16 protein-coding genes are annotated in these 21190 nt (G+C 69.5%); 2 read left to right on the forward strand and 14 right to left on the reverse strand.

Going from position 1 to position 21190, the window contains the following annotated elements:
• Position 1 precedes the first annotated feature (1 nt).
• The 3 genes from K0H49_RS02690 to K0H49_RS02700 are packed head-to-tail and all read right to left on the reverse strand — an operon-like array spanning position 2 to position 3444.
• Positions 2–874, reverse strand: coding sequence for an ABC transporter permease (locus K0H49_RS02690; protein WP_219209603.1), 873 nt, complete (start codon positions 872–874; stop codon positions 2–4).
• 1 nt (position 875) lies between these two features.
• Positions 876–1817 (reverse strand): ABC transporter permease, encoded by a 942-nt coding sequence (locus K0H49_RS02695; RefSeq protein WP_219209604.1) that lies wholly within the window; start codon positions 1815–1817, stop codon positions 876–878.
• A 4-nt stretch (positions 1818–1821) separates the two neighbouring features.
• A complete protein-coding gene (locus K0H49_RS02700; protein WP_219209605.1) occupies positions 1822–3444 on the reverse strand; it encodes an ABC transporter substrate-binding protein in 1623 nt (540 codons plus the stop codon).
• Between the two features lie 203 nt (positions 3445–3647).
• On the opposite strand from K0H49_RS02700, the gene K0H49_RS02705 reads away from it, so the two are divergent.
• Positions 3648–5066, forward strand: a complete 1419-nt coding sequence (locus K0H49_RS02705; RefSeq protein WP_374122297.1) for an aminotransferase-like domain-containing protein — start codon at positions 3648–3650, stop codon at positions 5064–5066.
• 7 nt (positions 5067–5073) lie between these two features.
• Here the strand turns inward: K0H49_RS02705 and K0H49_RS02710 are convergent, their stop codons facing one another.
• The 4 genes from K0H49_RS02710 to K0H49_RS02725 form a co-directional block, all read right to left on the reverse strand.
• Positions 5074–5898 carry an undecaprenyl-diphosphate phosphatase gene (locus K0H49_RS02710; RefSeq protein ID WP_219209607.1) on the reverse strand — a complete coding sequence of 275 codons (825 nt, stop codon included), beginning with the start codon at positions 5896–5898 and terminating at the stop codon, positions 5074–5076.
• 80 nt (positions 5899–5978) lie between these two features.
• Positions 5979–6620 (reverse strand): aspartate/glutamate racemase family protein, encoded by a 642-nt coding sequence (locus K0H49_RS02715; RefSeq protein WP_219209608.1) that lies wholly within the window; start codon positions 6618–6620, stop codon positions 5979–5981.
• 23 nt (positions 6621–6643) lie between these two features.
• Positions 6644–7561 carry a transporter substrate-binding domain-containing protein gene (locus K0H49_RS02720; protein WP_219209609.1) on the reverse strand — a complete coding sequence of 306 codons (918 nt, stop codon included), beginning with the start codon at positions 7559–7561 and terminating at the stop codon, positions 6644–6646.
• A gap of 49 nt (positions 7562–7610) precedes the next feature.
• Positions 7611–8957, reverse strand: coding sequence for an aspartate aminotransferase family protein (locus tag K0H49_RS02725; protein WP_219209610.1), 1347 nt, complete (start codon positions 8955–8957; stop codon positions 7611–7613).
• A 125-nt stretch (positions 8958–9082) separates the two neighbouring features.
• Between K0H49_RS02725 and K0H49_RS02730 the strand changes: the two genes are divergently transcribed.
• The gene (locus tag K0H49_RS02730) at positions 9083–9949 is read left to right on the forward strand and encodes a MurR/RpiR family transcriptional regulator (protein ID WP_219209611.1); all 867 of its coding nucleotides are present in this window, start codon (positions 9083–9085) and stop codon (positions 9947–9949) included.
• Here K0H49_RS02730 and K0H49_RS02735 read toward each other — a convergent pair.
• The 7 genes from K0H49_RS02735 to K0H49_RS02765 all read right to left on the reverse strand — a co-directional run bounded on the left by K0H49_RS02735 (position 9946) and on the right by K0H49_RS02765 (position 21185).
• Positions 9946–10779, reverse strand: a complete 834-nt coding sequence (locus K0H49_RS02735; RefSeq protein ID WP_219209612.1) for an IclR family transcriptional regulator — start codon at positions 10777–10779, stop codon at positions 9946–9948. The two genes, K0H49_RS02730 and K0H49_RS02735, sit on opposite strands and share 4 nt — an antisense overlap.
• A gap of 184 nt (positions 10780–10963) precedes the next feature.
• On the reverse strand, positions 10964–11683 hold the full coding sequence (locus K0H49_RS02740; protein ID WP_219209613.1) for an SDR family NAD(P)-dependent oxidoreductase: 720 nt from the start codon (positions 11681–11683) through the stop codon (positions 10964–10966).
• Positions 11684–11708: 25 nt separating this feature from the next.
• Positions 11709–12443 carry an SDR family NAD(P)-dependent oxidoreductase gene (locus K0H49_RS02745; RefSeq protein ID WP_219209614.1) on the reverse strand — a complete coding sequence of 245 codons (735 nt, stop codon included), beginning with the start codon at positions 12441–12443 and terminating at the stop codon, positions 11709–11711.
• Positions 12440–12967: a 2,4'-dihydroxyacetophenone dioxygenase family protein gene (locus K0H49_RS02750; protein ID WP_219209615.1), complete on the reverse strand. Its 528-nt coding sequence runs from the start codon at positions 12965–12967 to the stop codon at positions 12440–12442. Before K0H49_RS02750 ends, K0H49_RS02745 begins: the two co-directional genes overlap by 4 nt.
• Positions 12968–13040: 73 nt before the next feature.
• Positions 13041–14450, reverse strand: coding sequence for an efflux transporter outer membrane subunit (locus tag K0H49_RS02755; protein ID WP_219209616.1), 1410 nt, complete (start codon positions 14448–14450; stop codon positions 13041–13043).
• A gap of 20 nt (positions 14451–14470) precedes the next feature.
• A complete protein-coding gene (locus K0H49_RS02760; protein WP_219209617.1) occupies positions 14471–17674 on the reverse strand; it encodes an efflux RND transporter permease subunit in 3204 nt (1067 codons plus the stop codon).
• A gap of 415 nt (positions 17675–18089) precedes the next feature.
• Complete coding sequence (locus tag K0H49_RS02765) at positions 18090–21185, reverse strand: efflux RND transporter permease subunit (protein ID WP_219209618.1); 3096 nt, start codon at positions 21183–21185, stop codon at positions 18090–18092.
• Positions 21186–21190 lie beyond the last annotated feature (5 nt).

Raw genomic sequence — 21190 nt, forward strand, 5'->3', positions numbered from 1 at the left:
CTCACACACGTTTGGAGAACTTGGGGTCGAGCACGTCGCGCAGGCCGTCGCCCAGCAGGTTGATGGCCAGCACCGTGGGCACCAGGAACAGCGCGGGGAACAGCACGTTGCCGGGGCTCTGCGAGAACTGCACGCGGCCTTCGGCCATGATGTTTCCCCAGGTCGGCACGTCCGAGGGCAGGCCCAGGCCGAGGAAGCTCAGGATCGCCTCGGTCAGCACGGCCGAGGCCGCGATGAAGGTGCCCTGCACGATCAGCGGCGCCAGCGCGTTGGGCAGGATGTCGCGCCACAGGATCGTGATGTCGGGCGTGGCCAGCGCGCGCGCCGCCTCCACGAAGGGCTCGTCGCGCAGGCTCATCACCAGCGCGCGCACCAGCCGGGTCACGCGCGGCACTTCGGGCACCGCGATGGCCAGGATCACGGTCGGCAGGCTCGCGCCCAGCACCGCCACCAGCGTGATCGCCAGCAGCACGGCGGGGATGGCCATCACGCCGTCCATCACGCGCATCAGCACCGCATCGACCGCGCGGAAGTAGCCCGCCAGCATGCCCAGCAGGCAGCCGAAGGCGATGGCGACGAAGGCGGTGAACAGGCCCACGGTCATCGAGATGCGGGTGCCGTAGAGCACGCGGCTCCACACGTCGCGGCCCACGCTGTCGCTGCCCATCCAGAAGGTGTGGGCGAACTGCGCGCCATCGGGCATGGTCACCTGCCCCGCGGTGCCGGCGCCGACCGAGACGAAGCCCGGGTCCATCACCGAAGGATCGAAGGTGCCGAGCCAGGGCGCGAACACGCCCAGCAGCGCCAGCCCTACCAGCACGAGGACGCCGCCGCGCACGGCGGCGTTGCGCCAGAGTCTTTTCAAGGTGCTCATGTCAGTATCGGATGCGGGGGTCGATGAAGAGATAGCTCAGATCCACCAGTAGGTTCACGGCCACATACACCACGGCGAAGAACAGCACCACGCCCTGCAGCACCGGGAAGTCGCGGTTGAGCACCGCGTCGACCGTGAGCTGGCCCAGGCCCGGAATCGCGAACACCGTCTCGGTGACCACCACGCCGCCCAGCAGCAGTGCCGCGCTCACGCCGATCACCGTGACCACCGGCACCGCCGCGTTGCGCAGCGCATGGTGCGACAGCACCTGCAGCTCGGTGATGCCCTTGGCGCGCGCGGTGCGGATGAAATCCTCGGTCAGCGCCTCGCTGACGGCTGCCCGCGTCACGCGCGAGAGCAGCGCCACGTAGGTGATGGCCAGCGTGAGGCAGGGCAGCACCAGCTGGTGGAGCCACGGCCCCAGGCCGTCACCGATGCGCCGGTAGCCCTGCACCGGGAACCACTGCAGCTTCATTGCCAGCAGGTAGATCAGCACATAGCCGACCACGAACACCGGCACCGAGAAGCCGGCGACCGAGAAGGCCATCACGGCCTTGTCGAGCCAGCCGCCCATGCGCCACGCGGCCAGCGTGCCCAGCGGCAGCGCGATGATCACCGCCAGCAGCAGCGTGCCGCCGGCCAGCGAGAGCGTGGGCTCCATACGCTGGCCGATGAGTTCGGTCACCGGCTTGTTCAGGAAGAAGGAGAAGCCCAGGTCGCCGTGCAGCACGCCCCGGCCCCAGATCGCGAACTGCTCCCACAGCGGGCGGGTCAGGCCCAGCTGCACGCGGATGCGGTCCAGGTCTTCGTTGGTGGCGCTGTTGCCGCCGATGACGGCCGCCGGGTCGCCGGGCGTGAGGCGCACGATCATGAAGATCGCGATCGCCACCACCAGCAGAACCGGCAGGGTGGCGAGCAGGCGCTTGCCGAGGAAGGTCAGCATAGGCTTATTGCTTCCGGATGTTCCAGTACACCTGCGCGCCGGCCGGCACCAGGCCGCTCACGTTCTTGCGCACCGCGGCGGGCTGGTTGTACTGGCCCACGGGCACGTGCGAGGCGGTCTCGAAGGCGCGCAGCTGCGCGGCCTGGGCGAACTTCTTCTTCTCGGCCTCGGTCTTGGCCTGCGCGAACTGGACCTTGATCTCTTCCAGCTTCGGATCGTTCTGCCAGCCGAACCAGCCCTTGTCGCCGGTGGCGTTCATCATCGCCATGGTGATCGGGTTGAGGATGTCCGAGGCGGTCCACGAGGTCATGAATGCGCTCCAGCCGCCGGCCGCGGGCGCGTCCTTCTTGGCGCGGCGCGCCACCAGCGTGGACCAGTCCATCGACTGCATGTCGACTTTGAAGCCAGCCTGCTCCAGCTGCTGCTTGGCCACCAGCGGCAGCTTGCCGATGGTCGGGTTGTCGGTGGGCCGCATCAGCACCACGGGCTCGCCCTTGTAGCCGGCCTCCTCGAGCAATGCCTTGGCCTTCTGCGGGTTGGCGATGCCGGTGTAGTCGCCGGTCTGCTCCGACTCGAAGGGCGTGCCGCAGGGGAACATGCTCTTGCAGTAGCGCGTGAGGCCGGGCGTGCCCACCTGGGTGCGCAGGAAGGCTTCCTGGCCCAGCGCCAGCAGCGCGGCGCGGCGCACCTTCTCGTTGTTGAAGGGCGGCTGCAGGAAGTTGAAGCGCAGGATGAACTGGTTGCCCGCGGGCTGTGCATCCACCAGCTGGATGTCGGGGTTCGTGCGCAGCGTGGCGTACTGCTCGAAGGCCGGCTGCTCGAGGATGTCGGCCTCGCCGTTGAGCAGCGCGTTCATCTGCGTCTGCGCGTCGCGGATGATGAGCCACTCGACGCGGTCCACGTACACCTTCTTGCCGCCGGCCGTGCCCGAGGGCGCCTCGGTGCGCGGCTTGTAGCGCATATTCTTGGTGAACACCACGCGTTCGCCGGGGCGGAACTCGTCGGCCTTGAAGACGTAGGGGCCGGAACCGATCGACTCCTTGACCTGCACGTCGCCCGAGGTGTCGGCCATGCGCTTGGGCATGATGAAGGGCACGTTCGACGACGGCTTGCCCAGCGCTTCGAGCACCAGGCCGAAGGGCTCCTTGAGCACGATGGAGAAGGTTTTGGCGTCGGGCGTGTCGTAGCGCTCGGTCACCTTGGCGAGCTGGGCGCCGAAGGTGTCGCGGCTGGCCCAGCGCTTGAGCGAGGCGACCACGTCCTCGCTGGTGACGGGCTTGCCGTCATGGAACTCCAGGCCCTCGCGCAGCGTGAAGGTCCAGGTCTTGTTGTCGCCGGAGACCTTCCACTTGTCGACCATCTGCGGCTTGATGTGGCCTTCGAGGTCGGTGGCGAACAGCGTGTCGTACACCATGTAGCCGAAGTTGCGCGTCACGTAGGCCGTGGTCCAGATCGGGTCGAGCACCGTGATGTTGCTGCTCGGGATGATCTTGAGCGTGGTGGTCTGCGCCATGACGGGCGCGATGGCGGCACCGGCCAGCAGCGCGGCGGCGCCCCATCGGGCAAGGCGGCGCGACAAGGTGGCTGCCGGGCGGGCCGGCGAAGGCGAGAAGAGCTGCGATGGCATGTGACTTCCTGGAAAGGATGGAACAGGGAACGCGATGCCGGCACCTGAAAGGCTTTGCGGCGGCGAGGGCTCCATTGGGTCATCCACCAGGTCAAATGCATATATACAGTTAGATTCTTCTGTAGTAGAACAGTCGCAGTCCTTCCACTTTCTCGGCCCCGTGTTGGGGCCTTTTCATGCACACGAAGCGTGCATGCCCTGCCGTGATCACCGTCAATCCCTCGCTGCCCATCCCGCTGGTTCGCCAGGTCTACGAGGCGCTGCTGGCGCAGATCGCCGCCAGCGCGATGAAGCCCGGCGACCGCCTGCCTTCGGTGCGTGCGCTCTCCGCCGACTGTGGCGTGAGCACCATGACCATCACCAATGCCTACCAGCGCCTGGTGGCGGAAGGCCATGTCGAGGCGCGCCGCGCCAGCGGCTACTACGTGGCCGAGGCCGAGCGCTCGACCGCCACGCGGCGCAAGCCCTTCCTGGGCCGCACCTCGGTCGACTCGCTGTGGCTGCTCAAGCACGTCTACGAGGACGACCGCACACTGCTGAACGCCGGCTGCGGCTGGGTACCGCCCGAGATGCTGCATATAGACGGCGTGCGGCGCGCGCTGGCCGCGCTGTCACGCAAGTCGGCGGCAGGGCTGGCCAACTACGGCACGCCCTACGGTTACCTGCCGCTGCGCCAGCAGATCCAGCTGCTGCTCGCACAGCAGGACATCGAGACCGAACCCCATCAGATCGTGCTGACCCACGGCGCCTCGCAGGCGCTGAACCTGGTGGCGCGCTGCCTGCTGCAGCCGCGCGACGTGGTGCTGGTCGACGAGCCCGGCTCGACCAATCTCTACGCCATGCTGCGCTCGCTCGACCTCAAGCTGGTGGGCGTGGAGCGCACCGTGAACGGCCCCGACCTGGCGGCGCTGCAGGCGCTGGCGCAGCGCCACGGCGCCAAGGCTTTCTTCACCACCACCAACCTGCACAACCCCACGGGCAGCCAGTGCACGCCGGCCGTGGCCTACCAGATGCTGCGCCTGGCCGAGCAACTGGACTTCCACATCGTCGACAACGACGTGATGGCCGGGCTGGAGCCGCCCGGTGCCGCCACCCGGCTCGCGAGCCTCGACCGCCTGCGGCGGGTGATCCACGTCGGCAGCTTCTCCAAGACGGTATCACCCGCGCTGCGCGTGGGCTTCGTGGCCTGCAGCGAGGAATTCGCCGAGAAGATGATCCTGCAGAAGATGGTCAACAGCCTCACCTCCTCCGAACTCACCGAGCGGCTGTTGCACAGCGTGCTGGTCGAGGGGCGCTACCGCGCGCACGTGGCGCGGCTCGCCGAGCGCCTGCAGGCGGCGCAGCACACGGTGTGCGACCGGCTGGAGGCGGCCGGCATGCAGCTGTTCACGCGACCGGCCGGCGGCCCCTTCCTGTGGGCGCGCTTCGAGCGCGACGACGTCGACATGCGCGCGCTGGCGCAGCGCGCCATCGCCGAGAGCTTCCTGCTGGCGCCAGGCGACCTGTTCCGCACCGACCTGCGGCCCACGCCCTGGCTGCGCTTCAACGTGGGCTATGCGGACGACCCGAAGCTCTACCGTTTCCTGGCGCAGGAGGCGAAGCGGCAGCGCGCGGGGCGCTGAGCCCTCGTCAGTCGGCCCAGACCACCACGCCGCTCCACGCGGTCGCCAGCACCACGATGCCGAAGGCGATGCGGTACCAGGCGAAGGGCACGAAGTTGTGGGTGCTGATGTACTTGAGCAGCCAGCGCACGCACAGCCAGGCGCTGAGGAAGGAGAACAGCAGGCCGACCGCGAACAGCGGGATGTCGGCCGTGGACAGCAGCGCGCGCTCCTTGTAGAGGCTGTAGACGCCCGCGCCGATCAGCGTGGGAATGGCCAGGAAGAAGGAGAAGTCGGTCGCGGCCTTGCGGCTCAGGCCCAGCAGCATGCCGCCGATGATGGTCGAGCCGCTGCGGCTGGTGCCCGGGATCATCGCGAAGCACTGGACCAGGCCCACCTTGAGCGCGTCCCAGGGCGTCATGTCGTCGACGCTCTCGATGCGGATCGAGCCCGGCGGCCGCTTCTCGGCCCACAGGATGATGAAGCCGCCCACGATGAAGGTGGTGGCCACCACGGTCGGGATGAACAGGTGCGCCTTGATGACCTTGCCGAACAGCAGGCCCAGCACCACCGCCGGCAGGAAGCCGATGAACACGTTGAGCGCGAAGCGGCGTGCCTTGGCCTGGCGCGGCAGCGCCACGACGGTGGAATGGATCTTCTGCCAATAGACCAGGATCACCGCGAAGATGGCGCCGGTCTGGATCGCGATGTCGAAGACCTTGAACTTGTCGCCGTGCAGATCCAGCAGCGAGCCGGCGAGGATCAGGTGACCGGTCGACGAGATCGGCAGGAACTCGGTCAGCCCCTCGACGATTCCCATGATGGCGGCCTTGACCAGCAAAACAATGTCCACGCGTACTCCTGTTGGCAAAGAGCAGGATTATCGCGACCCCTCAAGTCAGCTGGCGTTCAGACAGCCGCCCACGGGGGCGATCAGGCCAGTCGTGCCCGCAAAGCCCGCACCGCGCTGTCGACGGTGGTCAGCACCGGCAGGCCCGTCGCGGCCTCGCAGGCCGCACGCGCGCGCGCCATGCTGAACTGGGCCAGCGCGATGCGCCGGCAGCCGCGCGCCTTCAGGGCCAGGGCCTGGGCCACGACCAGCGCGTCGTGGGCCGGCCCGTCGCCGCGGTTGAGCGCCTCGAGCGCGCCCTCGGCCAGCGCCGTGTCGAGTTCGACCCACGCCGGGAATTCCTGCGGCATCGATACCAGCGTGGGTGCGAAGCTGGAGATCAGGCCCAGCCGGCCCTCGCCCGCCGCCGCCTCCTCGACCATGGCCTCGTTGGGCTTGAGCACCGGCAGCGCCGCATGCCGCCGCGCCACCGCCTCGATGCACGGCCCGAAGGCCGAGCAGGTGAAGAGGATGGCTTGCGCGCCGGTGTCGACCGCGTACTGCGCGAGCCGCTGGAAGCGCTCGTGCATCGCCGCGTCCAGGCCCTGCCCGCCACGCACCAGGTCGGCCGACAGGCTGTCGTCCAGCAGGTTCATGCGCACAGCTGCCGGCCAGTCGTGCGCGAACGCGGCGTTGATGGGTTCGACGGAATGGGCGAGCGCGTGGATCAGGGCGATGCGGGTCATGAAGTGAAGCGAGGCGGGAAGACTCAGATGCCCTTGGACGACGGGTTGGCGAAGGCCTCCTTCGTCTCGGCATTGAGCGGGTAGTTGATGTTGATGTTCTTCGGCGGGATGGGCGAGATGAACCACTTGTTGTAGAGCTTCTCCATCTCGCCGGATTTCATCATGCCGCCGACCACGCGGTCCACCAGCGCCTTGAATTCCGGATCGTCCTTGCGCAGCATCAACGCCTGGTTCTCGGTGCGCAGGCTCTCGCCGGTGATGACGAAGTCCTTGGGGTTGCGCGCATTGGCGATCTGGCCCGCCAGCAGGATGTCGTCGAGCACGAAGGCCTGGGCACGGCCGCTCTCCACCAGCAGGAAGGAATCGGAATGGTCCTTGCCGCCCAGGTTGTTGACCTCGAGGTTGCGCCCCTTGTCGGCCTCGCGCAGCAGCCGGAACGAGGTGGTGCCGGTGGTCGTGACCACCGTCTTGCCCTGCAGGTCGGCGATGCTCCGGATGCCCGAATCGGCGCGCACCAGCATGCGCACGTTGTAGCGGAAGATGTCCGGCGAGAAGGCCACCTGCTTCTGCCGCTCGACCAGGTTGGTGGTCGAGCCGCACTCGATGTCCACCGTGCCGTTGGCCACCAGCGGGATGCGGTTGGCCGAGGTGACGGCCTGGTACTTGATGTCAATCGCGGGCAGTTGCAGCTCGGTCTTCACGGCCTCGACGATGCGGTTGCAGATCTCGATGCTGTAGCCCACGGGCTTGAGGCTCGCGTCGAGGTAGGAGAAGCCGAAGGACGATTCGCGGTAGCCGTAAGTGATGGCACCGGTGGCCTTGATCTTGGCCAGCGTGCCGCCCTCCTGGGCCTGGACCGCGGCGACGGGCCACAGCGCGGCGGCGCCGAGCAGCAGCAAAGCATTCAGGACCGACAGGCGAAACACCGACGGGACGCGCATGGCGAAGCTCCTCGAGGAAGGTTGAAGAAGAAAAGGCGAAAGGGAAAACTCAGCGCGCGGCCGGCACGTCGGGCGAACGCATGACCGCGGCGATCGACGACGCGAGCAGCTCGGCGATGCGTGCGAGCTCGGCGCGCTGCGCGACGAAGGGGGGCGCCAGCAGTACGTGATCACCGCGGCGGCCGTCCACGGTGCCGCCGAAGGGGTAGCACAGCAGGCCCTGGGCCATCGCCTCCTGCTTGATGCGTGCGTGCAGCTTCAACGCCGGGTCGAAAGGCGTCTTCGCGGCGCGATCGGCCACCAGCTCGACGCCCCAGAAGAAGCCGCGGCCGCGGATGTCGCCCACGTACGCCTGGGCACCCAGCGCCTCGCGCAGCAGGCCGCCGAAGACCTCACTCTCCGCGCACACTTTGGCCAGCAGGCCGTCGCGGTGGATCACGCGCTGCACCGCCAGCGCCGCCGCGCAGGCCACGGGATGGCCGAGGTAGGTGTGGCCGTGCTGGAAGAAGCCGCTGCCGCCGGACATCGCCTCGACGATGCGGCGCTGCGCCAGCACCGCGCCCACGGGCTGGTAGCCGCCGCCCAGGCCCTTGGCGATGGTCACCAGGTCGGGCACCACCTGCTCCTGTTCGCAGGCGTAGAGCGTGCCGGTGCGGCCCATGCCGCACATCACCTCGTCGAGGATCAGCAGCACGCCATGGCGGTCGCACACCTCGCGCACCGCCTTGAAGTAGCCGGGCACCGGCGTCAGCACGCCGGCGGTGGCGCCGCCGACCGTCTCGGCCACGAAGGCGATCACGCGTTCGGGCCCCTGCGCCACGATGGCCGCCTCGAGCTCCTCGGCCAGGCGCTGGCCGTAGGCCGCGGGCGTCTCGTCGTCACGCTGCTCGCGGTAGGGATAGCAGGGCGCGACATGCGTGGCGGGCACCAGCAGCGGCGCGAAGGGCGCGCGCCGCCAGGCGTTGCCGCCCACCGCCAGCGCGCCCAGCGTGTTGCCGTGGTAGCTCTGGCGGCGCGCGATGAAGTGGGTGCGCTGCGGCTGGCCGATCTCGACGAAGTACTGGCGCGCCATCTTGAGCGCCGCCTCGACCGCCTCCGAGCCGCCGCTCACCAGGTAGACGTGCTCCATGCCCGCGGGCGCGGTGCGCACCAGTTCGTCGGCCAGCTGCTCGGCCACCTCGGTGGTGAAGAAGCTGGTGTGGGCATAGGCCAGCGCATCGACCTGCGCGTGCATGGCCGCGATCACGTCGGGATGGCCGTGGCCCAGCGAGGACACGGCCGCGCCACCCGAGGCATCGAGATAGCTGCGACCGGCCGCGTCGCGGATCTGCAGGCCCTGGGCCGACACGGCGACCGGCGGCGTCTGGTGGAGATGGCGATGGAAGACGTGCGTCAAGACAGGAAACTCCGTTGGAACCAATGTGCCGGCCGATTCTGATTTGGAACAAATGTTCCGTCAAGCACAATCTGGAACAGCCGTGTTCCAGCCGGCACATTCGTTCCAAGCACAAGGGAAAGACCATGGGCGTGAAAGCCGACCTCCTCCAGCGATTCGCCGACCTCAGCCCCGCGCTGCAGCAGGTCGCGCGCCATGTGCTGGACCACCCCAACGACGTGGTGACCAGTTCGATGCGCACCGTGGGCACGCGCGCCGGCAGCACGCCGGCCACGCTGGTGCGCTTCGCCCAGCACCTGGGCTATGCGGGCTGGCCGCAGTTCAAGGAGGCGGTGGCCTCGGACATGGGCCTGGGCTCCGATGCCTACGGCGCGCGCGCCAAGGCGCTGGTGGGCCGCGCGGCCGACCACACGCTGGCCGGCGAGATGTTCGAGGTGCAGCGCCGCAACCTCGACGCCACGCACCGCCAGAGCGGTGCCGCGCTGGAGAAGGCCTGTGCATTGCTGGAGAAGGCCGGCGCGGTGCATGCCACGGGCTTCCGGGCCTGCTTCCCGATCGCCTTCTCCTTCGTCTACGTCTATCGGCTGTTCCGCAACAGCGTGCACCTGGTCGATGGCCAGGGCGGCTCGCTCGAGATGCAGCAGCGCGCTTTCGCCAAGGGTGACGCGCTGGTGGTGGCCAGCTTCGCGCCCTACTCGCGCGAGGCGTTGCAGGTGGCGCAGGCGGCCAAGGCCGCGGGCTGCAAGCTGGTGGCGATCACCGACAGCCTGGCCTCGCCGCTCGCGCTGATGGCCGACGAGACCCTGCTCTTCGCGATCCAGAGTCCGTCGTTCTTTCCCTCGATCGCGGCCGGCGTGGCGGTGGCCGAGGCGCTGGTGGAGATGCTGGCCAGCCGCGCGGGCAAGCCGGTGGTCAGGCGCATCGACCAGGCCGAGGCGCAGCTGTTCGAGTCGGGCGCCTACCTCTCGGCGCCGCGTTCGCGCAACGGTTAGAGGATGTCGGCCGCCGACAGCGCCGGCGTCTGCGCGATGCGCTCCGAGATCGCGCGGCAGGCCTCGAGCAACGGCGCGACATAGGCCTGCTCGGGGTCGTCCTTCTGGCGGAACACCAGCGTGCTCACACTGATGGCGGCCACCGGCGCGCCCGTGCCGCCGCGGATCACGGCGCCGAAGCAGAAGATGCCGGCCTCGTTCTCCTCGTTGTCGACCGACCAGCCGCGCGTGCGCGTGAGCGCCACCTGCGCGCGCAGCGCGTCGAGGTCGGTGGCGGTGTTCGCGGTATAGCGCGGCAGTGGCAGGCCCTGCAGCAGCGGCGCCAGCGCGGCTTCGTCGAGGGCCGCCAGGTAGGCCTTGCCCACGGCCGTGGCGTGCAGCGACACGCTGGTGCCGATGCGCGAGGTCATGCGCACCGCGCTCGGGCTCTCGAGCTTCTCGATGTAGACCATGCTGCTGCCGTTGGGCACCGCGAGGTGCACGGTCTCGCCCGTGAGGTCGCGCAGGCGCTTGAGCTCGTCGACCGCGGCCAGCCGCAGTTCGGAGCGGCCCCAGCTGCGGCTCGCGAGCTGGATCAGCCGCGGGCCCAGCGCGAGCATGCCGCTGCGCTCGTTCTCCACCAGCAGCCGCTCGGCGATCAGCGCCGCGACGATGCGGTGCACGGTCGGCCGCGGGTAGCCGCTGGCGCGCATCAGCGCTGCGACGTTGACCGGTTCCTGTGCATCGGCCACCAGTTGCAGCACATGCATGAACTTGGAGAACGATGCGGTGCCCGCGACCTGCGCCGTGACGGGCGTGGCAGTGGCGGTGGGAGACCTGAGGGCGGGCATGCGAAGAATGAAGAAGGGAGGTGAGCGAAGGGCCGCGCGATTATCTGCGCATGCCTGGGCGCTCAGAACGTGCGAAGGAACCGTCGCGAGCGCCCCGAGCCCGCATCGAGGACCGGAGCCGCACTCCCGTGCGGTGAGGACCGCAGGTGCGGGATCGGGGTGCGCAGCAGGTTCATTCGTGCGCTCAGGCCACCATGTAGCCGCCGTCGACCGGCAGGATCACGCCGGTCATGAAGGCCGCGGCTGGCGTGCAGAGGAATACCGCCGCGCGCGCCACGTCGTCGGGCGTGCCCCAGCGGCCCAGCGGCGTGCGCGCGAGGATCGGGCCGGCGCGGGCCGGGTCGTCCTGCAGCGCCTGCGTGAGCGGCGTCGCGATCCAGCCCGGTGCCACTGCGTTCACGCGGATGCCGTCGGCCGCATAGGCGATGGCCAGCGACTTGGTGAGCTGGGCCACGCCGCCCTTGCTGGCCGCATAGCCCGGCACCAGCCCGCCGCCGAAGAAGCTCAGCATCGAGGCCGTGTTGACGATGCAGCCGCCGCTGGCCTTGAGCCGCGCGCGCGTCGCGCCGCACACGCGCATGGTGCCGGTGAGGTTCACCGCCAGCACGCGCTCGAAGACTTCGAGGTCGTGCTCGGCGCCGCGCTGGATGATGCCCGCGCAGTTGAAGACGATGTCGAGCCGCTCGATGGGCGCGAGCGCCGCCTCGACGCTCTCGGCCGAGGTCACGTCGGCCTGCTTGACTTCGACCGCCGCGTGCAGCGTGCCGTCGCCGTTGCCCAGGCCGATGGCCGTGACCTGCGCGCCCAGCGCGGCCAGGTGGTTGGCGATGACGGCGCCGATGCCCTGCGTCGCGCCCGACACCAGCGCGCGCTTGCCCTTGAAGAGATCTGCCTGATAGGTCATGAGAAAAAGAAAAAGAGAGTCGGGATCAATAGGTCGCGCGGCCGCCCGACAGGTCGAACACCGCGCCGGTGCTGAAGCTGCAGGAGCCCGAGCACAGCCAGGCCACCATCTCGGCGACCTCGAAGGGCTCGCCCAGCCGCGCCATCGGGCTCTTGTCGACCATGGCCTGCACATGCGCGATCGACATCTGCGACAGGATCGGCGTGCGCACCGCGGCCGGCGCGATGGCGTTCACCAGGATGCCGGTGGTCGCGAGCTCCTTGCCCAGCGACTTGGTCAGCGCCAGCACGCCGGCCTTGGCCGCGCTGTAGGCCGAGGCGTTGGCCGTGCCCTCCTTGCCGGCCAGCGAGGCGATGTTGACGATGCGGCCCGCGCCCGCGGCGCGCATGGTGGGCACCACCGCGCGGCAGACGTGGAAGGTGCCGACCAGGTTGACCTCGACGATGCGCGCCCAGAGCGCGGGGTCGTAGTCCTCCAGCGGCAGGGTCGGCCCGGTGAAGCCCGCGCTGTTGACCAGGAAGTCGATGCGCCCGAAGCGCGCCAGCACTTCCTGCGCAGCGTTGTCCACGCCCGCGCGATCGCTCACGTCGACCTGCCAGGCCTCGGCGTCGACGCTCTCGGCCACGTCCCACAGCGCCACCCGCGCCCCGCTCTCGCGCAGCCGGCTCGCCACCTCGGCGCCGATGCCGCTCGCGCCGCCGGTGACGATCGCCACGCTGCCCGCGAAGTCGTAGCGCGCGGTGCCGTAGCCCTGGCTCATCGGATGAACTGCTTGGTGAAGTCCGCGCCCAGGCCCACGGCCTCGAAGTGCTTGCGGCACATGTCGATCTTGGTGAACACGTCCTCGTAGCCGATGCCCTTGCCCCAGGGGTCGGTGTAGTACATGACACCGTTGACCTGGAAGTAGGTGATCATTTCCTCGACGTCTTCCGGCACGTAGAGCGTGTGGGTCTCGCCCGGCGGCTCGAACACGTAGCTGCCCTCGGTGGCTTCCCAGTCGTGCTCGAGGTAGCGCCAGCGGCCCTTGAGCACGAAGCCGTGCACCGCCTGCGGGTGGCGATGGCGGCTCAGCACGCCCGACTTGCGCACCCGCAGCAGGTTCATCCAGTAGCCCTGGCTCGCGTTGAGGCACAGCGGCCGGAACCACACGTTCTCGGCCTGCGGCACCCACAGGCGCTCGTCCTGCGGGATCGCGTGGTTGATCACTATCTCGGGCAGCGCGTCCGGCGGGTTCGGGTACTGGTAGGGCGTCTTGGGGTTGGGGTCGTGGTCGTCGACGGGCATTTCATCTGTCCATAATGTGGATGGGTGTCCATATTGTAGATAACTGCTGTTATTGCCCGTGCCGGAGTAACCCTCAATCCGGTGCGGTCCACCCGCCGCCGAGTCCCTGGATGAGCGTGACAGCCGCGTTCTGCCGGTTGACCTGCAACTGCAGCACGGTGCGGCGCGCGCTCAGCGCCGAGGCCTGGGCCGTGACCACGTCGGTGTAGCTGACCTGCCCCGCGCGGTAGCGGTTGAGCAGCTGCTGCTCGGTCAGGTCGGCCGCGGCCGAGGCCTCGCGGCGCAGCGCCTCCTGCTGGGCCAGGCTGGCGGTGGCGGTGAGCTGGTCCTCGACGCCCTGGAAGGCGGTGAGCACGGTCTGGCGGTAGCGCGCCACCGCCGCCTCGCGCGCGGCCTTGGCCGAATCGACACGTGCGTCGATGGCGCCACCGTCGAAGATCACCTGCGCGGCTGACAGGCCCAGCGCCCACAGCGTGTTCGAGGCGCTGAACAGGTCCGACACGCGGCTCGACGAACGGCCCAGCGATGCGCTCAGGCTCAGGCTCGGGTAGTAGGCCGCGCGCTCGACGCCGATCTGCGCATTGGCCGCGGCCACGGCGCGCTCGGCCGACGCGATGTCGGGCCGGCGCTGCAGCAAGGTCGAGGGCACGCCCAGCGGCACCGAAGGCACGGTCGGCGTCCAGGTGGCGGCCACCGGGATGCGGAAGTCGGCCGGCGCCGCGCCCACCAGCACCGCGATCGCATGCTCCAGCGTGTCGCGCGTGCGCTGCAGCGCGACGCGCTCGGCGCGCGTGTTGACCAGCGTGGTCTGGGCCTGCAGCACATCGCTCTGCGCCGCGATGCCGGCCTCGTAGCGGTTGCGCGCGATGGTCAGTGCGCGTTCGTAGCCGTCCAGCGTTTCGGCCAGCAGCGCCAGCTCGGCATCGGCCTCGCGCAGCGAGAAGTAGTTGCTGGCCAGCGTGCCCAACGCCGAGAGCCGGGCCGACGCGAGATCGGCTTCGCTGGCCTGGGCCTGCGCCTGCGCGCTGTCCACCGCCTGGCCGAGCCGGCCCCAGACGTCGGGCGCCCAGTCGGCGCCCAGCGTCGCGTTGGCGCTGCCGCTGGCCGTGCCGGCGTCGCGGTTGCCGTTGCGCGAGGCGCCGCCCGTCAGCGACACGCTGGGCAGCAGCCCGGCGCGCTGCTGGCGCACCAGCGCGCTCGCCTGCGCATAGCTGGCCACGGCCGCGGCGATGTTCTGGTTGGACACCTGCACCCGATCGGCCAGGGCGTTCAGCTCGGCGTCGCCGAACAGCTGCCACCACGGGCCGCGTTCCAGCGCATCGGCCGGGGCCGCAGGGAGCCAGCCTTCGGCCGCCGGCGCCTCCTTCCAGGCGCTCGGGGCGTCCAGCGCCGGGCGTTCGTAGCGTGGCCCGACCGCGCAGGCGCTGAGCGCGGCCGCGGCGGCCAGCACGGTCAGGGTGGACAGGAAGCGTCGGGAGGTCATGTCAGGTCGTTTTCTTCTCTTCAGGCCGCGGTGGTGGCCGCATCGGGCCGGGCCAGATGGCGTTCATTGGGGGAGCGGCGGCGCAGCTTGTCCATCAGCACATAGACCACCGGCGTGGTCAGCAGCGTCAGCAGCTGGCTCGCGATCAGGCCGCCGACGATGGCCACGCCCAGCGGCTGGCGCAGCTCGGCGCCCTGGCCGAAGCCGATGGCCAGCGGCAGCGCGCCCAGCGCCGCGGCCAGCGTGGTCATGAGGATCGGACGGAAGCGCAGCATGCAGGCCTCGCGCACCGCCTCGGTCGCACTCAGGCCGCGCGCGCGTTCGGCATCGAGCGCGAAGTCGATGATCAGGATGGCGTTCTTCTTGACGATGCCGATCAGCAGGAACACGCCGATCAGCGCGATCAGCGAGAACTCCATGCGCAGCACCATCAGCGCCAGCACCGCGCCCACGCCGGCCGAGGGCAGCGTGGTCAGCACGGTGATCGGATGGATCAGGCTCTCGTAGAGCACGCCCAGCACGATGTAGATCACCACCAGCGCCGCCAGCACCAGGAACAGCTGCTGGCCCTGCGACTGCTGGAAGGTGGCGGCCGTGCCGCCGAAGCTGCCGCGCACGTTGATCGGCATCGCGATGTCGGCCGTGGCCTGGTCGATGATCGCCTGCGCCTGGCCCAGCGTGGCGCCGGTCTCGAGGTTGAAGGAGATGGTGCTCGACAGCTCGCCGCCGTCGTGCGAGATCGAGGTCGGGATCGCACGCTCGGACAGCTTCGAGATCACGCTGAGCGGCACCATGGTGGTGACGCTGGTGCTCAGCGGCGAACCGGTCGACGCGCCGCGCTGGCCCGGGTTGGCGGAGGTGGTCGTCACCGACACGCCGCTCGCCGTGACGGCCGAGGCCGGCACGTACAGGTCCTTGAGCGCCACCGGGCCCTGCATGAACTTCGGCGACCACTCCATGATCACCGCGTACTGGTTGAGCTCGTCGTAGATGGTCGCGACCGAGCGCTGGCCGAAGGCGTTGTAGAGCGCGCTGTCGATGCTGCTCGAGGTGATGCCCATGCGCGAGGCCGTCTCGCGGTCGACTGTGACATAGGTCTCGACGCCGTTGTCCGACTGGTCGCTGTCGATGTCGGTCAGCGCCGTCTCCTGCTTGAGCCGGTCGGCCAGCTTGCCGATCCACAGGCGCAGGTCGGCGATGTTGTCGGCCTTGAGCGTGTACTGGTAGGTCGAGTTGCTCGAGCGCCCGCCGCCGCGCAGGTCCTGCACCTGGCCCAGGAACACGCGCAGGCCGGTGAGCTTGTCGAGCTGCGGGCGCAGGCGCGTGATCACGGCCTGGCTGCTCACCTGGCGTTCGCCCACCGGCTTGAGGTTGACGAACATGAAGCCGCCGCCCGCGCGGCTGCCGCCCGAGAAGCCGACCACGGTGTCGACCGCCGGGTCCTTGCGGATGATGTCGACCGCCTCGCGCAGCTTGTTGCCAAGCGCCTCCGACGAGATGCTCTGGTCGGCGCGCAGGCCGCCGTTGAGCTGGCCGTTGTCGGTCTGCGGGAAGAAGCCCTTGGGCACCTTGGCGAACAGGTAGACGTTGAGCCCGACCACGGCCAGCAGGATGAAGATCACCAGCCCCTTGCTCGCCAGCGCCCAGTCGAGCGAGTGCTCGTAGCCGCGCAGCACGCGGTCGTAGCCGCGCTCCGCCCAGCGCGCGGGCCACGACGGCCGGCGCGGCGGGCCTTCGAGCTTGGGCTCGGGGCGCAGCAGCAGCGCGCACATCATGGGCGTGGTGGTCAGCGAGATCACCAGCGAGATCAGCACCGCGGCCGACAGCGTGATCGCGAACTCTCGGAACAGCCGGCCCACCTGCCCGTCCATGAACAGCAGCGGGATGAACACCGCCACCAGCGACAGGCTGATCGACAGCACCGTGAAGCCGACCTCGCGCGCGCCGCGCAGCGCGGCCTCGACGCGGCCCATGCCGGCCTCGATGTGGCGCATGGTGTTCTCGAGCACCACGATGGCGTCGTCGACCACGAAGCCGGTGGCCACGGTCAGCGCCATCAGGCTCAGGTTGTTGAGGCTGAAGCCCAGCAGGTACATCACGCCGAAGGTGCCCAGCAGCGACACCACGGTCGCCACGGCCGGCACGATGGTGGCGCGTGCCTTGCGCAGGAACAGCCCGACCACCAGCACCACCAGCACGATCGAGACCACCAGCGTGAGCTCGATCTCCTTGAGCGAGGCGCGGATCGAGTTGGTGCTGTCCGACGCCACCTGTACGTCGATGTCCTGCGGCAGCTGCGCGCGCAACTCGGGGATCAGCGCGCGCACGCGGTCGACCGTCTCGATGATGTTGGCGCTGGGCTCGCGCGTGATCAGCACGATGATCGCGGGCTCGCCGTTGAACAGCCCCAGCGTGCGCCGGTTCTCGACGCCGTCGATCACGTTGGCCACGTCCGACAGCCGCACCGCCGCGCCGTTGCGCCAGGCCACGATCATCGAGCGGTACTCGCTGGCCTTGCGCGCCGGCGAGGGCGTGTAGATCTGCAGCCGCCGGCCCTCGCCTTCGATCGCGCCCTTGGGCCGGTTGGCATTGGTGGCCTGGATGGCGGCGCGCACGTCCTCGGTGCTGATGCCGTAGCGGTTGAGCGCGAAGGGCAGCAGCTCGACCCGCACCGCCGGCAGCGAGCCGCCGCCGATCTCGACATCGCCCACGCCCTCGACCTGCGACAGGCGCTGGCTCACGATGTTGGACACCGCGTCGTAGATCTGGCCCGGCGTCTTGGTCTTGGAGGTCAGCGCCAGGATCACCACCGGCGCCGACGCCGGGTTGGCCTTGCGGTAGGTCGGGTTGCTGCGCAGCGAGGCCGGCAGGTCGACGCGCGCGGCGTTGATCGCCGCCTGCACCTCGCGCGCCGCGCCGTCGATGTTGCGGTCGAGGTCGAACTGCAGCGTGACGCGGGCCGAGCCGGTCGAGCTGTTCGAGGTCATCTCGTTGACGCCCGCGATGGTGCCCAGCCGCCGCTCGAGCGGCGTGGCCACGCTGCTGGCCATGGTGTCGGGGCTCGCGCCGGCCATCGAGGCGCTGACCGAGATGATGGGGAAGTCGACCTTGGGCAGCGGCGACACCGGCAGCACGAAGAAGGCCGCGATGCCCGCGAGCGCGATGCCGATGGTCAGCAGGATGGTGGCGATCGGGCGCTCGACGAAGGGTTTGGAGAGGTTCATGCCATCTCCTCTGTCTTGCGCCTTCCCCCTCTGGGGGAAGGCGGGGATGGGGGCAGCCACGCGCCCCGTGGCTCAGGCCGCGGGCCCCCACCCCAGCCCTCCCCCAGGGGGGGAGGGAGCGGATGCAGGGGAGCACTCATGCCGCGCACCCCCGAGCCCGGCAGGCGGTGCGGGTTGCGCGAGCCCTCCGGGCCGCCGAGGCGCGCAGCGCCATCGGCTGCGCGCGCAGCGCGCTTCGTGATCTGACCCGTCGCAGCTGTTTGAGCGCAGTGAACGAAGTGAACGCAGCGAGTTCTGCGACGCAGCCGATGACGCGAGCACCGCAGGGCAGCCGCGAAGCGGCCGGCACGGCGGGATCGTGCGGCCCGCGCCGCCTGCCGGGCGCCCCCGCCATGGGACGCATCGGCAATGCACCTCACGCGATCACCTCTTCACGCCGCCTGCCGAAGCGCCGACCCAGCCGGTCGAAGGCCAGGTAGATCACGGGCGTGGTGAACAGGGTCAGCACCTGGCTCACGATCAGCCCGCCGAAGATCGCCAGGCCCAGCGGCCGGCGCAGTTCGGCGCCTTCGCCGAAGCCCAGCATCAGCGGCACCGCGGCGAACAGCGCGGCCAGCGTGGTCATCAGGATCGGGCGGAAGCGCAGCAGCGCGGCCTGGTGGATCGCCTCGAGGGCGGTCTTGCCCTGCTGCCGCTCGGCCTCGATCGCGAAGTCGATCATCATGATCGCGTTCTTCTTGACGATGCCGATCAACAGGATGATGCCGATGATCCCGATCACCCCGAGGTCGTTGCCCGTGACCATCAGCGCCAGCAAGGCACCCACGCCGGCCGAGGGCAAGGTCGACAGGATGGTCAGCGGATGGATGTAGCTCTCGTAGAGCACGCCCAGCACGATGTAGACGCAGACCACCGCCGCCAGGATCAGCCAGAGCTGGTTCGACAGCGACTTCTCGTAGGCGCCCGAGGCGCCCAGGAAGGTCATGGTCACGCCGGTCGGCAGGCCGATGTCCTTGGCGGCCTGGCGGATCGCGTCGACCGCGCGGCCCAGCGACACGCCGTCGGCGGTGTCGAAGCCCACCGTCGCGGCCGGGTACTGCGCCACGTGCGTGATCTGCAGCGGCGCGAGCTGCTCGCGGATGGTGGCGATGGAGGCCAGCGAGGTCGGCGCGCCCGAACCGGTCGTGAGGTTCAACGTGCCCAGCTGCTGCGGGGTCTCGATCGAATCGACCTTGGCCTCGAGGATCACGCGGTACTGGTTGGTCTCGGTGAAGATGGTCGAGACGATGCGCTGGCCGAAGGCGCTGTAGAGCACGTCGTCGACCGCGCTGGCCGTGACCGCCAGCCGCGAGGCGGTGGCACGGTCGATGTCGACGTAGGCCGACAGGCCCTGCGCGCCGGCGTCGCTGGTCACGTTGCGCACCTGCTTCACGTCCTGCAGCCGCGTGCGCAGCTTGTTGACCCATTCGGTGACCGTGGCCGAGTCCACGCCCTCGATCGAGAAGCGGTACTCGGTCGGGCCGGTCTCGGCGTCGATGGTCAGGTCCTGCGTGGGCTGCAGGTACAGCTTCACGCCCGCCACCTGCGCCACCCGCTCGCGCAGCCGGTTCATCGTGGCCTCCTGCGAACCGCGGTCGGCCTTGAGGTTGATCAGCATGCGGCCGGTGTTGAGCATGGTGTTGTTGGCCGCGTCCACGCCGGTGAAGGAGCTCAGGCTCTCCACCTCGGGGTCGGCCAGCACGGCGCGCGCGGCCGCCTGCTGCAGCTCGGCCATGCGCGCATAGGACACGTCCTGCGCGGCCTCGATGCGGCCCTGCAGCTGCCCGGTGTCCTGCGTCGGGAACAGGCCCTTGGGAATGAACACGTAGAGCAGCACCGTGAGCGCCAGCGTGGCCAGCGCCACGACCAGCGTCAGGCCCTGGCGGCGGAACACCCATTGCAGCATCAGGTCGTAGCGCGCGATCACGCGGTCGAAGAAGGCCTGCACCTTGCCGGCCAGCCCGCGCGTGGCGTTGTGCGGCTCGCTCTTCAGCATGCGCGCCGACATCATCGGCACCAGCGTGAGCGAGACCACGGCCGAGATCAGGATGGTGATCGCCAGCGTGACCGCGAACTCGCGGAACAGCCGCCCCACCACGTCGCCCATGAACAGCAGCGGGATCAGCACCGCGATCAGCGAGACCGTGAGCGAGATGATGGTGAAGCCGATCTGCGTCGCGCCCTTGATGGCGGCGGCGAACGGCGCCTCGCCCTCCTCCAGGTAGCGCGCGATGTTCTCGATCATCACGATCGCGTCGTCGACCACGAAGCCGGTCGCGATGGTCAGCGCCATCAGGCTCAGGTTGTTGAGGCTGTAGCCCATCAGGTACATCACGCCGCAGGTGCCGATCAGCGAGATCGGCACCGACAGGCTGGCGATCAGCGTGGCGCGCCAGCTGTGCAGGAAGAAGAAGATCACCAGCACCACCATCACCACCGCCAGCACCAGCTCGATCTCGACGTGCTTGACCGAAGCGCGGATGCCGGTGGTGCGGTCGCTCAGCACGCGCACGTCCAGCGTGGGCGGCAGGCCGGCCTGCAGCTCGGGCAGCTGGCGCTTGATCGCATCGACCGTGGCGATCACGTTGGCGCCGGGCTGGCGCTGCACGTTCAGGATGATGCTGGGCGTGAGCTGCCCGTCGATGCCCGACCAGGCGCCGAGCCGCGTGTTCTCGGCGCTGTCGACCACGCCCGCCACGTCGGACATGCGCACCGGCGCGCCGTTGCGGAAGGCCACGATCAGGTCGAGGTAGTCCTTGGCCGTAACCAGCTGGTCGTTGGCGTTGATGCTGTACGAGCGCTTGGGGCCGTCGAAGCTGCCCTTGGCGCTGTTGGAGTTGGCCGCCGAGATGGCGGTGCGCAGCGTGTCGAGGCCGATGCCGTACGAGGCCAGCGCCTTGGTGTCGGCCTGGATGCGCACGGCCGGCCGCTGGCCGCCCGAGAGCGTGACCAGGCCCACGCCCGAGACCTGGCTGATCTTCTGCGCCAGCCGCGTGTTGACGATGTTCTGCACCTCGGTCAGCGGCATGGTGCCCGAGCTGATCGCGAGCGTGAGCACCGGCGCGTCGGCCGGGTTGACCTTGGCATACACCGGCGGCGCGGGCAGGTCGGCCGGCAGCAGCGAATTGCTGGCGTTGATGGCGGCCTGCACCTCCTGCTCGGCCACGTCCAGCGTCTCGGCCAGGCCGAATTGCAGCGTGATGATCGACACGCCCGAGGCGCTGGTCGAGCTCATGCGGTTCAGGCCCGACATCTGGCCGAACTGGCGCTCCAGCGGCGCCGTCACGGTGCGGCTCATGACCTCGGGGCTCGCGCCCGGGTAGAGCGTCTGCACCTGGATCGTCGGGTAGTCGACCTGCGGCAGCGCCGACAGCGGCAGGAAGCGGAAGCCGACGAAGCCCGCGAGCACGATGGCGAGCATGAGCAGCGCGGTAGCGACCGGCCGCTCGATGAAGGGGCGCGACGGACTCATGGCTG

Source organism: Variovorax boronicumulans (assembly GCF_019352895.1).
Lineage (GTDB): Bacteria > Pseudomonadota > Gammaproteobacteria > Burkholderiales > Burkholderiaceae_C > Variovorax > Variovorax boronicumulans_A.

Excerpts from the sequence above, each read along its gene's own strand:
- K0H49_RS02730 (WP_219209611.1), top strand. The coding sequence starts at position 9,083 with ATGGGCGTGAAAGCCGACCTCCTCCAGCGATTCGCCGACCTCAGCCCC.
- K0H49_RS02690 (WP_219209603.1), bottom strand. The coding sequence starts at position 874 with ATGAGCACCTTGAAAAGACTCTGGCGCAACGCCGCCGTGCGCGGCGGC.
- K0H49_RS02735 (WP_219209612.1), bottom strand. The coding sequence starts at position 10,779 with ATGCCCGCCCTCAGGTCTCCCACCGCCACTGCCACGCCCGTCACGGCG.
- K0H49_RS02760 (WP_219209617.1), bottom strand. The coding sequence starts at position 17,674 with ATGAACCTCTCCAAACCCTTCGTCGAGCGCCCGATCGCCACCATCCTG.
- K0H49_RS02765 (WP_219209618.1), bottom strand. The coding sequence starts at position 21,185 with ATGAGTCCGTCGCGCCCCTTCATCGAGCGGCCGGTCGCTACCGCGCTG.
- K0H49_RS02715 (WP_219209608.1), bottom strand. The coding sequence starts at position 6,620 with ATGACCCGCATCGCCCTGATCCACGCGCTCGCCCATTCCGTCGAACCC.
- K0H49_RS02695 (WP_219209604.1), bottom strand. The coding sequence starts at position 1,817 with ATGCTGACCTTCCTCGGCAAGCGCCTGCTCGCCACCCTGCCGGTTCTG.
- K0H49_RS02700 (WP_219209605.1), bottom strand. The coding sequence starts at position 3,444 with ATGCCATCGCAGCTCTTCTCGCCTTCGCCGGCCCGCCCGGCAGCCACC.
- K0H49_RS02740 (WP_219209613.1), bottom strand. The coding sequence starts at position 11,683 with ATGACCTATCAGGCAGATCTCTTCAAGGGCAAGCGCGCGCTGGTGTCG.
- K0H49_RS02755 (WP_219209616.1), bottom strand. The coding sequence starts at position 14,450 with ATGACCTCCCGACGCTTCCTGTCCACCCTGACCGTGCTGGCCGCCGCG.
- K0H49_RS02750 (WP_219209615.1), bottom strand. The coding sequence starts at position 12,967 with ATGCCCGTCGACGACCACGACCCCAACCCCAAGACGCCCTACCAGTAC.
- K0H49_RS02720 (WP_219209609.1), bottom strand. The coding sequence starts at position 7,561 with ATGCGCGTCCCGTCGGTGTTTCGCCTGTCGGTCCTGAATGCTTTGCTG.
- K0H49_RS02745 (WP_219209614.1), bottom strand. The coding sequence starts at position 12,443 with ATGAGCCAGGGCTACGGCACCGCGCGCTACGACTTCGCGGGCAGCGTG.